Below are 13308 nucleotides of genomic sequence, written 5' to 3'. Positions count from 1 at the left end.
GCGGCTGGCGCCGCCTTTCGCGGGTGCCGCAGGCTCGTTCCTCGCCTGCGTTACCACGCGCTACAATTCTGCGCATATCAATGCGGAGTGCTTCAACCGTAGTGCGGTGTAAGCGAAGCGCACCCGCAAAGCAGCGCACCGCGCTGCCGGGGTTAGGGTTGGGTGCGGCTCCAGGCCAAGGTGGCGCATCCGGGCGGCTGGCGCCGCCTTTCGCGGGTGCCGCAGGCTCGTTCCTCGCCTGCGTTACCGCGCGCTACAATTCTGCGTATATCGATGCAGAGTGCTTCAATCGTAGTGCGGTGTAAGCGAAGCGCACCCGCAGCCCGGCGCAAAGCAGCGCACCGCGCTGCCGGGGTTGGGTGCGGTTCCAGGCCTGGGCGGCATATTCGGGCGGCTGGCGTCGCCTTTCGCGGGTGCCGCATGCTCGTTCCTCGCCTGCGTTACCGCGCGCTACAATTGCCATGTTGATGTGGCGTGGCTCAACCATCGGGTGCGCTAATGGCGTTTACCAGCGTTATACGGGCAGGACGGCGCCGTCTGTGCGGGGTTCGGTGCCGCCCTGGAGCGTGCCGGTGTCGGGGTTGCGTAGGATGATTTGCCCGCGGCCAAAGGTCAGCGCATCGTTCGTCCTGACAATGTGATGCCCGCGCCGTTCTAATGCTTGGGCGAGGTGGTCGGGAAAGCTGGGTTCCACCTCAACGGTTTTGCCTGCCACCCATTTCCAACGCGGTAGGTCTAGCGCCGCCTGTGGGTTGAACCTGTCTTCCAGTAAGCTGGTAACTACCTGTACATGGCCTTGAGGCTGCATGTAACCGCCCATAACGCCGAAGGGGCCGACCGCTTGATTATCCTTGGTGATAAAGCCGGGGATAATGGTGTGGTAGGTGCGCTTGCCGGGGCGTAACACGTTGGCGTCTTCTTCGTTAAGCGAGAAGGACCAGCCGCGGTTTTGCAGGCTGATACCGGTGCCTGGCACGACAATACCTGAACCGAAACCTTCAAAGTTGCTTTGGATAAACGAGACCATATTGCCTTCGTCATCTGCAGTGGCGAGGTATACCGTGCCGCCCATCAGTGGGTTGCCGTGTACGGGGTCAATGGCTTCGTGCCCAATCAGTTCGCTGCGCTGCGCCAAGTAGGCCGGTGAGAGCATCTGTTCGACGCTGGGCGTCATGTGCTCACGCTCGGTGATATAACGCAGCCCGTCCACATAACCCAGCTTGGTCGCTTCGATGCGGCGATGCAGCGATTCAACCGCATCGCGAGGCTCATCGCCCAATGCTTCCAACATGCCCAGTGCCTGTAGCGCGATTAAACCGCTGCCGTTGGGCGGAATTTCCCAGATATCATGACCGCGATAGCGAATGCTAATGGGGTCAACCCATTCAGGCGTGAAGGCTGCAAGGTCTTCCTTGCGTAGAAAGCCACCATACTGGCGCGAAAAATTATCCATGGCATCGGCTAGCTCGCCTTCGTAGAACGCATTGGCGCCGCTTTCAGCTATCGCGCGTAGCGTGTTGGCCATGTCGGGTGAACGCCAAATGTCGCCCGCTTTTGGGGCATGACCGCGTGGTGCAAAATGTTCAAACCAGGGGGCAAACTCTGGGCGGTTGTACTGCTTGTAACGGGTGAAGGCTTTGTGCCATAGCTGACTCACCACGGGAGAAACCGCAAAGCCCTCTTCGGCCAGGGTAATCGCCGGGGCCAGCAGTGTAGCAAGGGGGAGCTTGCCAAAGCGCTCAGAAAGCGTGGCCCAGGCAGCGGGGGCGCCGGGTACGGTCACTGGGGTTAGTCCGTGGGCGGGCATTGCATCCAGGCCAAGCTCTCGCACGGCATCAATACTAAGCCCCATTGGGGCTCGGCCGCTGGCATTCAGGCCGTGTAATTTATCCTTCACCCACACCAGGGCAAATGCATCGCTGCCAATGCCGTTGGAGGTGGGCTCAACCACGGTAAGTGCGGCGGCTGTCGCAATAGCCGCGTCAATCGCGTTGCCGCCATTACGCAGAATATCGGCACCTACTTGGGCGGCAAGCGTTTGGGAGGTGGCTACCATGCCGCGCTTACCAAACGTCACCATGCGTCGGGAGGCGGCCGGGTAGTAATGAGGATCGAGGTTCATTGGATTATCCTTGTGCGATATGCCAAGCAGGCCACTGTAGGGCTCAACATTAGCAGGATAGTCTTATGAACGTCTTTTGATCTCTTGATTACGTGTTAGGCTTTGTACGAAAACTGCTTGCGCTCGACCATACGGCGTTAAAAATCAGCTCGTGCGCGAGTCCGATCAAAATACTCATTTACCTATGTAAACTCGTGCGCGAGCTCGGTCCGTTTTTTCGCTGATTTTTGCCTTGTCTGGTCTTCGCTCAGCGACTTTTCGTACAAACCCTAGGCGAAGCAGTCGCAGTGAACCGTTTGAGGGGGTGCGCGCCCCTCATGGCTTACGCAACAGTTCAATCGGCACGTTAAGATGTTGCGGGCGCTGGAGTACATTCAGCAACACAATGGCGCGTTCTTCGCCCTTGCAGCGCTCGAATATAGCATCGAGGTCTTTAAAGGGGCCGTCAGTGATGGTGACTTTTTCGCCCGCGCAGAAATAGGTATGACTCCCTTCTAAGCGGTGAGGTTGGGCGCGAAGCGTCTCCACCAGTGTATTGGGCACGCTAATGGGCGTATTGCCAAACGTAAGCAGGCGTAATACACCACGGGTAGAGCGAATAGGGCGCCAATTGCTGACAGTCTGGTCTAAACGAATAAACAGGTAATAGGGAAACAGCGGTTCGCTCACCGTGACAAGCTTGCCCTGGCGCCTGCGTTGTGCGTTCAGTACCGGATGAAACACCTCATAACCCTGGTTAGTGAGGTGTTCGGCCGCGCGGAATGATTCGCTGCCTTTGCACTGAATAACGTACCAGCTGGGCAGGGCGCCCTCTTCAATGCTGATCTCGGAAGAGGTTAGCTCTACGTCATTGGGTTCCATGCCGTTAGCTCTGTGCCTGGGCGAGCAGTTTAGCGAGCGCTTCTAAGGTTTGGTCGATATGCGCTTGGGTATGGTCATAGGCAAGGAAAAAGCGTAGCCGGGCGCTCTTTTCCGGTACTGCTGGGTAAAGAATCGGCTGAACATTGATGTGGTACTGTTCAAGCAGCGTGTGGGAGAGGTGTGCTGCCAACGGTGAACTGCCCACAATGATGGGAACAACGGCTGCGCCGATGCTGTGCCCGGTATCCATGCCGTGTTTTTTGGCTTGCTGCAGGAAGTAGCGTGAGATCGAGTGAAGTTTTTCCACCCGTTCAGGCTCTTGCTGCATAAGCGCTAGCACTTTGAGAGAGGGGGCGGCGACCTGGGCAGGCATTCCCACACTGTACAAGAAACCGGGCGCAAAGTAGCGCAGCGTTTCAACCAGCGCTTTAGTGCCCGCAATGTACCCGCCACAGCCGGAGAGCGTTTTGCTCATCGTGCCCATCCAGATATCCACGTCACGTGGGTCGATGGCAAAGTACTCATGAAGCCCCAAGCCGTTATCACCCATGACGCCGAAGGAGTGTGCTTCATCAACCATTAGCCATACCTGGTGCCGCTTTTTGAGCTCGATAAAGCGAGGCAGATCAGGAATGTCGCCATCCATGCTGTAAAGCCCTTCGATGACGACAATTACACGTTCAAATTGGTGACGATGACGGCTAAGCAAGGCATCGAGGGCATCGGGGTCGTTATGGGAAAACGACATTCGTTTGGCGCCGGAAAGCTGCGCGCCAACCAGTGAGCTGTTGTGAATATACTCGTCATGTAGCACGAGGTCTTTAGGCCCAAGCAGATAGCCAAGCGTTGATACGTTAGTGGCATGCCCGCTCACAAACGCGACCGCATCATCGACCTGATACGCCTTGGCAATGGCGTGTTCCAGCTCCCGATGAATAGGGCGCTCACCAGAAACTACTCGGCTGGCCGATACGGAGCTGCCGTAACGCGTCACCGCCTCGCAAGCGGCTTGGTTAACGCGCGGGTCGCCTGAGTAGCCAAGGTAGTTGTAGCTGGCGAAGTTGATGCACGGTTGCCCCTGAATAACGCTGGTTGCTCCGGCAATGCCTTCATGCACCTTAAAGAAGGGGTCTTTTAACCCCAACTGTTCAGCACCCTGGCGCAGCATGGCAAGCTGCTGGTAGCCTGGGTGGGCATCAAACCGCGTAAAGCGCTCGGGCACCGGATTGCTTGAGTCGTTGCCCTGTGAAGGGGCGGCAGCGCTGGACGTTGCGCGTGGCGTCGTACGTTTACGTGCTTGTTCCAACAGCTGCCGTTTTAAATCAGAGCGCTTGGCGGTCATGGTGTCTCGGTTGTCGATGATGTTGATGCAGGCTCGGTGAAGCCGTCTGCCCCGTGGCGAGCGGCCAGAGAGGCTAACGCATCTTGCGGTGCTTCTTCAACATCGTCGTCGTGCTGATGGAGCTTTTGGATCAGCACACCCGCCAGCTTGTTAAGCGTTGAGGCTTCGCTGAGTATCATTACTGGCACCTGAACACCCAAGCGGTTCTCGATTGCTGTCATCAGCTCGACCCCCATCAGCGAGTCAAAGCCCATGTCGTAGACCGAGCGATTAACGTCAATCTTTTCCTCTTCAATTAACAGGATGCTGGCAAGCTCTGCTCTAAGCAGCTCTGTGACCGTACTATGCAGCTCTTCCGGGGAAAGGTCGGCAAGCAGAGCGCTGATATCGTCATCAGCATCGTTGCTGCTGTCGTCATCGCTGGCGCGGGCGATTTCGTTAAAGCGCGGCGCATTGGCGGTCGGCAAGAAGCGGGCGAGCGCCCCCCACTCTAGCTCCAGTACGCCAAGGCTGGGGCCGGGTGATACCAGCATCTGCTCAAGCACGTTAAGCGCATCATCTGAACAAAGAGCAGAGCCGCCTAAACGCTCTTGCAGCGCGTCACGCGTGCGCGTGTTGCGCGCCAGGAAGCCGACATCTTCAATGGCACCCCAGCGTACACACGTGGCGGGAAGGCCGGCGGCACGGCGATTAGCGGCAAACGCTTCGAGCCAGTGGTTGGCGGCCACATAGTTGGCCTGACCTGGGTTGCCAAATAGCGTGGTCGCTGACGAGTAGAGGATAAAGAAGTCCAATTGCTCATTTCGCGTTAGCGCATCCAGGTGGCGAGCACCCTCTATTTTGGGCGCTAGCACCTTTTGAATGCGCTCGGCGTCCAGGTTACGAATCAAGCTGTCATCTATCACCGTGGCGGCATGCACGATACCGCGCAGCGGGCCCAGCTCATCCTTAGCGCGCGCTAACGCGCTGGTCAGTGCATCGCGGTCGGTAATATCGCAGGCCGCTGCCATAACCTGTACGCCTTGAGCATTAAAATCCGCAATAGCAGCTTGTGCTTCTTCGCTGACTGGGCCGCTGCGGCTAAGCAGAATCAGTTGTCGAGCGCCTTTGCTTACCAGCCATTGGGCGGTTTTAAGACCGAATCCGCCCAAGCCACCGGTCACCAGATAGCTGCCGTCGTTTGATAGGCTCAACGTTTCACGGCCAAGTGCTTCGTTCCTGAGCGGCGCAATAGGCTGTTCATAGGTAACGACGACTTTTCCGATCTGGCGCGCTTGCTGCATATAGCGGAAAGCATCGATTACCTGGCTATGGCTGAACGCGGTAAACGGTAGCGGGCTGAGGGTGCCGTCGTTAAACAGCGCCATCATTTCCCCGAATAGCCGCTGGGTCAGCGCGGGCTGCACTTTCATTAGCTGATCGGAGTCGATACCGAAATAGCTTAAGTTATTGCGGAAAGGGCGCAGGCCAATGTGGGTATTCTCGTAGAAATCGCGTTTACCCAGTTCCAGGAATCGACCAAAGGGGCGCAGGGCGCGCAGGTTTTGGTTGATGGCTTCCCCGGCAAGCGAGTTCAGTACGATATCGACACCTTCGCCCTGAGTGTCTTCAAGAATCTCTTCGGCAAAGGTGAGCGAGCGGGAATCATAAAGATGCTCAACGCCCATTAGCCGTAAAAAGTCGCGTTTCTCTTCTGAACCCACCGTGGCGTAAATTTCCGCGCCAAGCCATTGGGCAATTTGCAGCGCGGCAATACCGACACCACCTGCAGCGCCATGAATCAAGACTTTTTCGCCTGGCTCCAGGCGTGCCAAGTGTTTAAGCGCGTAGTACACGGTAAAAAACGTGGTCGGGATGGTGGCAGCGGCGGCGTAACTCACGCCTTCTGGAAGAGGCGCTATTGCGTGCTGGCTGGCAATCAGCCGGTCACTAAAGCTGGCTGGCCCAAAGCCGACGATGGCTTGCCCTGGGGCTACGTGAGTAACGTTGCCGCCCACAGCAACGACTTCACCGGAGAACTCAAGACCCAGTGTTGGCCCCGCAAAGCCGTTCTCTATTGCTTCGTCAGACAGCAGGCCGAGCGTGTACATCACGTCACGGAAGTTAAGTCCGGTAGCTTTTACCTTGACCTCAACCTCGTCGGCCTTAAGCGCAGGTAAAGCTCGTGGGCGCCACTGTAACTGGCGCAACTGCCCGGGTAGCGCAAAGCCGAGGGTCATTGCTTGACGGGCAGGCGTACTAACGGTTTGTTGAGGTGCTGGTGCAGGCAAGGTGCGCAAGCGGGTGGCAAAGCGTTCACCGCCTGCATTGATGACGACTTCGTTTTCGCGGTCCGCGATAGTCAGCGATGCAGCCCATGTACTTAACGCTGCATCACTAACCTCATAGGGGATATCCAGCAAGCTGGCCGTATGACCCACGGCTTCATTGGCAAGCGAGCGGCCAAAGCCCCAAAGTGCTGCATCATCGGGCACGTTGTCGTGTGCTTGCTGTGTTTGCTGAGTGTGCCAAAGCAGGCTAACACCTTGAGTGGTAAGCCATAGCGTTGCCGAGGTGAGTTTGGCCGCTTCCAGCGCCAGGCTCCACTGCTGGGCACGATAACAACGCAAGGTTTGCACGGTGGTGTCGCTACCGCCCAAGTCGCGTAGGTCAATCACATTCAACGTTTGAGCAGCATCGCCCCATTCGCCGAGTGCATTTTGCAATAGCGTATCGGGTGCGTCGTCGCTTTGCTCAACCCGCACCTTGGCCTGGTGAGCGGTAAGTGCTTTAGCCAAGCGCGCCGCAAGCGCCTCGTTGGTCGGGTCGGTTATGATTAACTGGCAAGGCGTGTTGGCAAGGCTTTCATTCGCCTGAGAATTGACGGATGCCAGAGGCCGTTGGGCATGCAGCAGGTAAGCGCCCGCCGCGCTTTCTTCAAGCTCGATAGGAGCTGAAACAATAAAGCCTTGGGCACTTAGCCAATCGCTTAGTGTGCTGTGTTCCAGCGCCGTCTGGTCGATGCCTGGCGTTGCCAGCACGTCGTCTAGCCACTGGCTGGGGGCTATACCTATCACCATAAGGTGGGCGCCAGGAGCCAACTGGGTAGGTAAGGCCTCAATCAGTTGGCGCGTACGAGCAGGTTGGGTGGCATCGGTACTGATGAAGGCGAGCTGGGCTTTTTCTGCGTTTGCTAACGTGTGTGGCGCATCATCCAGAGACTGCACATCAATAAGCGGGTAGCGCTCTTGCAGCTGTTCTGCCTGGTGACGTGCGCTGTCATGCGTCGTAACCACTCGGTAGTGGTGATTGCCTGCCTGGCCTGCATTGGCTAGCTGTTCCAGCAGACGCTGGCCCAGCGCGGGCGCGCAGGGGCCCGCTTCAAGCAGCTGCAGGCGCTCGCCTTGGCCCAATAGGGAAAGTGAGGCTTCGATCAGGCTGCCAAGCTCAGTGGCAAGCGCTTGCCAACCGCATTCGCCGATCAGTACACGATTTAGCCTTGCCATTAGCTCAGTGGTAATGCCCAGTGTCTCAAGCGATGTCGTACCGTTTAGTAGTGCATCACGGTGCAAGCCCAAGCGGCCCACCAGGTGAATCGGTGCAAAATAGTCGGGGTAATCCTGCACCAGCAGTTGCCAGATGGCTTCGGGTGCCAATGCTTCTTCGTCACCTTCCATGGCATAGCCATGCTGAGTAAATGCTTCGCTTAGGCTATCGAGTAACGGAGCGACTTCCTGGGCGTAGCGTTGACCGGTATATGACGCGTAGTGGCCGCTTAGTTCTGCCAAGCGGTTTAGGGCTTCGGCCGCCAAGGGCAGTGGCTTGGCGTCAAGCGGTGCTGGCGTAAGCTCAATGTCCAGATAGCTAAACGATTGATGATGCGCGCGGTTCAAACGAATCGCCTTGAAGCGTGTTTGGCTCAGCACGGCCACAGCGTTTCCACTCGCATCGTACAGTTCAAAATCTGCGGTAAACGAGTGGGGCGCGCGTTTGCCCATCACGGCGCGAGCAAGTACCGGCACACCCGCTTCGAGGTTGACCTGTATACGACCAACCCGAACAGGCACGAAAGCAAGCTGTGCGGCAAACTCGCTGTGCTGCGCTAGCAAGGGGATAAACATCTGGAAGGCGCTATCCAGAATGCCGGGATGAAGATGAAGCGTCGCTAGCTGTGCCTGCACATCACTGGATAAATCGATTGCGCCGATGATGGCGTTATCTTCAATCCATCCGTGGCTGATTGCCTGGAATGCAGGCCCGTAGTGCAGGCCGATGCGCTCGGCCATTTGCAGGTGTTCAGTTAGCGTGTAGTCCGGTGCGCGCGAAGGAAGTTTAGGCGCTCGACGGTTGAGCAGAAAGCCACGGCTTGCATGCATAGTGCGCGCTACGGCATTCAACTGCCATTCGTGGCCATTGGCCGGTTCGCGTGAGTGAATGGCGATGCGGCCGTCTTCCGGGTTAAGCACTAAGCGCAGTGTGCGACCATTAGGCCCATCCAACAGCAGCGGCGCACGAATTTCCAGCTCTTCGATATCTAGAAGCGGGTTATCTTTTTGCTGTAACGCGGCTGCCAGGGTTAATTCAACAAAACCTGCGCCGGGGAACACCGCACCTTCACCCACCACGTGATCAGCAAGCCAAGGTTGACGTTTAATGTCCAACTGGCTTTCCCAGGTATGCTCTTGCTGTACCAGCGGGTAGCCCAGTAGAGGATGCTGGTAATAGCGTGAAAGTAGCCCTTGGCTGTCTTGCGTGCTGTTGACCCAGTGCCGCGTGCGTTGCCATGGGTAGCGGGGCAGTAAGGTACGTTGGCCTTCCACGGGGAACACATGACGCATATCAAATGAGAGCCCGCTCAACAGTAACTGGCCAACGCTTTGCTGCAGTTGTTCAAGACCAGGCTTGTGCCGCTCAATAGTGCCAATTGCCAGCCCTTTACGCTCTTGCTGGCGCAGTGTTTCATTGAGGTAGCGGCGCAAAATGGGATGCGCGCCAACTTCTACAAATACGTTATAACCCTGTTGTATCAGCGCGGTGGCTGCGTTATCAAACAGGACCGGTTCGCGGATGTTTTTCCACCAATACGTGGCGTCAAGCTCAGTGCCCAGGCTAAGTTCACCGGTAACCGTTGAGTAGTAGGGCAGCTGTGTTTTGCAAGGGGTAATGTCGGCCAAGGCATCAATAACCCCCTGCTGAATGCTATCCATGGCGGGGCTATGGAAGGCGTAGTCTAGCGGTAGGCGTTTGGCGAAAGTGCCTTGTTCACTTAACGCGGCTTCAAGCGCGGCCAGTTGATCACGGTTACCTGCCAGCGTGATGCCTTTAGGGCTGTTAACACCCGCTAGGCAAACCTGATCAAATTCTGGCTTGGCAAGCCATGGTGCTATGTCTTCGGCGCTCATGGCGACGGCGCTCATTGCACCCTTGCCACGGGTTTGGCCTTGATAAAAACTGCGGAAATAAATGACCTTGACGGCGTCTTCAAGACTGAGTGCGCCTGCAGCCCAGGCGGCAGCGACTTCCCCGACACTATGCCCAAACACAGCGGTAGGCATGATGCCTTGCGCTTTTAGCCATTCTGTTAGCGCGACCTGTAGAGCAAACAGGGCTGGCTGAGCGATTTCGGTAAGCTCGAAGCGGTTCTCTCCGTTCTGCCCCTCAAGCTCAGCTCGTAGCGAGAAATCGCCGTGCTGCTGAAATAGGCTGTCCACGCGGTCAATAGCGTCGGCAAAAACGGGGGCTGTATTGAGCAGCTCACGGCCCATGGTTTCCCACTGGCAGCCATTGCCGTCATAAACAAATACCGGGCCACGAGCATTGGGCAGTCGCTCCAGCGTGATCACATGCTGGGTGTCTTCACCCTTGGCAAATTGGCTCAGCGCCGCTGCGGCTTCTTCTGGCGTTTGCGCAAAGCAAAGTGCGCCAAAGGCGTGCTGTTCGCGGTAGTTAAACAGTGTATGGGCAACATTGTAGAAGGCGTCACTGCCTTCTATGAGATGCTCTGCTAATAAGTGAGCGCTATCAGTAAGTGCGTCCTGGCTTTTAGCACTTAGCCGGATGGGCAGTGCATGAGCGGATGTGTGGCCAGGTGCTGCCGGCTTTTCGGGGGCGCTTTCTAAAATAACGTGGGCATTGGCGCCGCCAAAGCCAAACGAGTTAATCCCGATGACCAAGCGGCCCTCTTTTTTAAGAGGCTGCGCTTTGGTAACGACATGCAGGTTCCATTCATCAAATTTGATGCGTGAATTAAGCTTGCGAATGCCGATGGTGGCAGGTACTTCACGGTGCTGCAGGCTATAAAGCGCCTTGGCAAGCCCCGCAACCCCGGACGCCGTTTCCAGGTGGCCTACGTTACTTTTTATAGAGCCAATCGGCAGGGGGGACTGGCGATACTTGCCCAAGGCTTCACCAATGGCGCGGGTTTCTATTGGGTCACCAACGGCGGTGCCCGTGCCGTGGGCTTCCAGGTAGTCGATCTCGTCGGGGCTGATGCCTGCCTGTTCGTAGGCGCGGCGCATTAGGTCAATCTGTGCGCTGGGGTTAGGTACCGTAATGCCTGATTTATGGCCATCGGTATTCACCGCCGAGCCAGCGACCACCGCGAGAATATTGTCGCCGTCAGCGATCGCCTGGTCGTAATCCTTGAGCAGGAAAAGCCCCGCGCCTTCAGAGCGCACGTAGCCATCGCCTGAGTCATCAAACACCTGGCAGCGGCCCGTTGGCGAGAGCATGCTCGCCTTGGAGAATATAATGAACCCATAAGGGTGCAGATGAAGGCTGATACCCCCCGTCAGCGCCATGGTCGTTTCACCGCTGCGAATGGATTGGCAGGCTTGGTGAAACGCCACCATGGATGACGAACAGGCGGTATCCAGCGACATGCTTGGGCCATGCAGGTCAAACACGTAAGAGAGACGGTTGGAAGCAATGCTTGACGTGTTGCCCGTCGCGGTTGACGCATCAATAGCCGCCATGTCATCCGCCAGGCGATACGAGTAGTCAAGGCTGGCAACCCCCAGGAACACGCCGCACTGGCTGCCGCGTAAACTGCCAGGGACGATGCCGGCGCTTTCGATGGCTTCCCAGGCGAGTTCCAGCAGCATGCGCTGCTGTGGGTCCATATTGGCCGCTTCGCGGGGCGAAATACCAAAAAACTCGGCATCAAACCCGCTGATGTCACCAAGGCTACCTGCCGCAAAGGTAACGCTGGTGCCGGGGTGGCGCTTGTCGGGGTGCAAGAAAGCCTCATGGCTCCAGCGGTCAGAGGCCACTTGGGTGACCAGATCTTTTTCGGCTTGCAGGTCCTGCCAGAACGTTTCAGGGGTGGTGCCGGGGAAACGATGGGCGGCGCCGATAATGGCAACGCGTCTAGTCATTCTTGCTCCTGAGGTTCTGGTTCTGCCTTGATCACATCGCTACTTATATCGTGTCCAAACGCTTGTTTAAATAGCTGGACGCCAAGTTCGCTGGCGGTTAACGCGCACGTGTCATGCTGTTTGGGCATAAAGTCGTTCGACCACTCTTTAGCCTGCGTCGACCATATCATGTACGGCGTAGTGCCAGCCGGTAACGAGAGGTGCTCATACGCTTCGGGCAATATAGGTACATGATCACCATACCAGCCCAGCAATCCTGGCCGCTTATGTTCATCCAGCGTGCTTTTAACGCTAGCCAACATTTTGTCGGCCTCGCCTAGATGGCGCAAGTACACGGCTAAATCGTGTAAATGTGCAGGTAGTGGCCAAGGCGCTGTGGGCAGTGCAGCCGCGAGGCTTTCCTGGTGAGGTGCTTCCAGGTGCAACGGCCCATGATTCTCCATGGTAATCACAAATATAAAAAGAGGCCCATTATCGCTATCTTCAAGCAGGCGTCCAACCTTTCGTGCAACGGCAAGGTCACCGATGTACTGGCCTTGCTTTTCGCTACTTTCAAAACCAGTGAGATCGATAAACTGGTCGAACCCTAACGGAGGGATCACTTTATGGCGCATATAAAAACTGGCAGGGTAGGGGTGAACGCATACCGTACGGTACCCCGCTGCCTTAAACGCACTGGCCAGGCTTGGCAGTGGGTGGCGCGACAGCGTGCGGTAGGGGTTAAATTGGCGCGGGCCCCATGCGGCCGGTGAAAGTCCTGTGAGCACTGCACATTCGGTACGTACGGTATTAGCACCCCATGCGGGCACATTCAGCTCGCCATGCAGCTGCGCTTGTAAGCGCGTAGCATCAAAATTCTTTAATAAGCTGTCACTAATGTCAGGGTGCCAGGGGCGTGGGTCGAAAAATGATTCGCTTTGCACCAGTACGACATTAGGACGTACGTTAGATGTTGCCGTGAGGCGACTGGCTTCAATCTTTTTGGTTAACAGGTAAAACGGGGATTGTTCAGGCGCGGGAGGAGATGAGCGCATAAGGGCGATGCCATAGGCCCATAGGCTTGCAAATAATCCCAAACGATTTATGTCATCTACCGGGTTCAATGTGATGGGAGCGAGTGCCCGCCAGCCCAATGCGATAAGCGGCGCACCTATTGCGATGAGTAATCCGCAGAGGGTGATAAAGCGTTGCCCACCCCACTGAGATACGAGCGAAGGTTCCCAGTATAAAAATGCTCCGATGGCTGCCGCTCCCGCGCCAATGGCGGCTATGGCAAGGCCGGTCCCAAAAAAGGGCACGTAAAGACGGGGGTGGAGGATGGCATCCCAAAAGTACTCAAAATCGTGGCAGATGAACGGCTCACATAGTGTGCGAGATTTTGTATTACTGGATTGAACGAGCACCAGCTGAAGCGCCAGAATAAACACCACCGTAAACCAGGGCCGCTGAAGCACCAGAATAAACGCGCCAAACAGCAATAGCCAGCTGCCTAAATGCACGCTGTTGACCGCCAGGCCGCGCCGCCAAAATGGCTTAGGACGTGGGTTAAGGAGGGCTTCGAAGATGATCGTCCCCATTCCTCCAACCAGCAATGGCCAAAAAAGCGGAAAGGGCAGCGAAGTCGTCAT

Annotated in this window: 6 protein-coding genes; all 6 read right to left on the bottom strand. The window is 56.7% G+C overall.

The window, feature by feature from the left end; genetic code table 11:
- Positions 1-152: 152 nt before the first annotated feature.
- The 6 genes from CZ787_RS18715 to CZ787_RS12520 all read right to left on the bottom strand — a co-directional run bounded on the left by CZ787_RS18715 (position 153) and on the right by CZ787_RS12520 (position 13308).
- On the bottom strand, positions 153-422 hold the full coding sequence (locus CZ787_RS18715; RefSeq protein WP_140398987.1) for a hypothetical protein: 270 nt from the start codon (positions 420-422) through the stop codon (positions 153-155).
- A gap of 92 nt (positions 423-514) precedes the next feature.
- Complete coding sequence (locus CZ787_RS12540) at positions 515-2122, bottom strand: gamma-glutamyltransferase family protein (protein ID WP_087109673.1); 1608 nt, start codon at positions 2120-2122, stop codon at positions 515-517.
- Between the two features lie 315 nt (positions 2123-2437).
- Complete coding sequence (gene rfaH, locus CZ787_RS12535) at positions 2438-2983, bottom strand: transcription/translation regulatory transformer protein RfaH (RefSeq protein ID WP_087109672.1); 546 nt, start codon at positions 2981-2983, stop codon at positions 2438-2440.
- A 4-nt stretch (positions 2984-2987) separates the two neighbouring features.
- Complete coding sequence (locus CZ787_RS12530) at positions 2988-4325, bottom strand: aminotransferase class I/II-fold pyridoxal phosphate-dependent enzyme (RefSeq protein ID WP_087109669.1); 1338 nt, start codon at positions 4323-4325, stop codon at positions 2988-2990.
- Entirely contained in the window at positions 4322-11680 is a 7359-nt protein-coding gene (locus CZ787_RS12525) for a type I polyketide synthase (RefSeq protein ID WP_087109667.1), read from the bottom strand. The genes CZ787_RS12530 and CZ787_RS12525 overlap by 4 nt, the downstream gene beginning before the upstream one ends.
- Entirely contained in the window at positions 11677-13308 is a 1632-nt protein-coding gene (locus tag CZ787_RS12520) for an LTA synthase family protein (RefSeq protein WP_087109665.1), read from the bottom strand. Before CZ787_RS12520 ends, CZ787_RS12525 begins: the two co-directional genes overlap by 4 nt.

The organism is Halomonas citrativorans (assembly GCF_900163645.1).
Taxonomy (GTDB): Bacteria; Pseudomonadota; Gammaproteobacteria; order Pseudomonadales; family Halomonadaceae; genus Vreelandella; species Vreelandella citrativorans.
Note: the sequence above shows the minus strand (reverse complement) of the source record. Positions and strands in the feature narration are given on the sequence as shown.

Excerpts from the sequence above, each read along its gene's own strand:
- CZ787_RS18715 (WP_140398987.1), bottom strand. The coding sequence starts at position 422 with ATGCGGCACCCGCGAAAGGCGACGCCAGCCGCCCGAATATGCCGCCCA.
- CZ787_RS12540 (WP_087109673.1), bottom strand. The coding sequence starts at position 2,122 with ATGAACCTCGATCCTCATTACTACCCGGCCGCCTCCCGACGCATGGTG.
- rfaH (WP_087109672.1), bottom strand. The coding sequence starts at position 2,983 with ATGGAACCCAATGACGTAGAGCTAACCTCTTCCGAGATCAGCATTGAA.
- CZ787_RS12530 (WP_087109669.1), bottom strand. The coding sequence starts at position 4,325 with ATGACCGCCAAGCGCTCTGATTTAAAACGGCAGCTGTTGGAACAAGCA.
- CZ787_RS12525 (WP_087109667.1), bottom strand. The coding sequence starts at position 11,680 with ATGACTAGACGCGTTGCCATTATCGGCGCCGCCCATCGTTTCCCCGGC.
- CZ787_RS12520 (WP_087109665.1), bottom strand. The coding sequence starts at position 13,308 with ATGACGACTTCGCTGCCCTTTCCGCTTTTTTGGCCATTGCTGGTTGGA.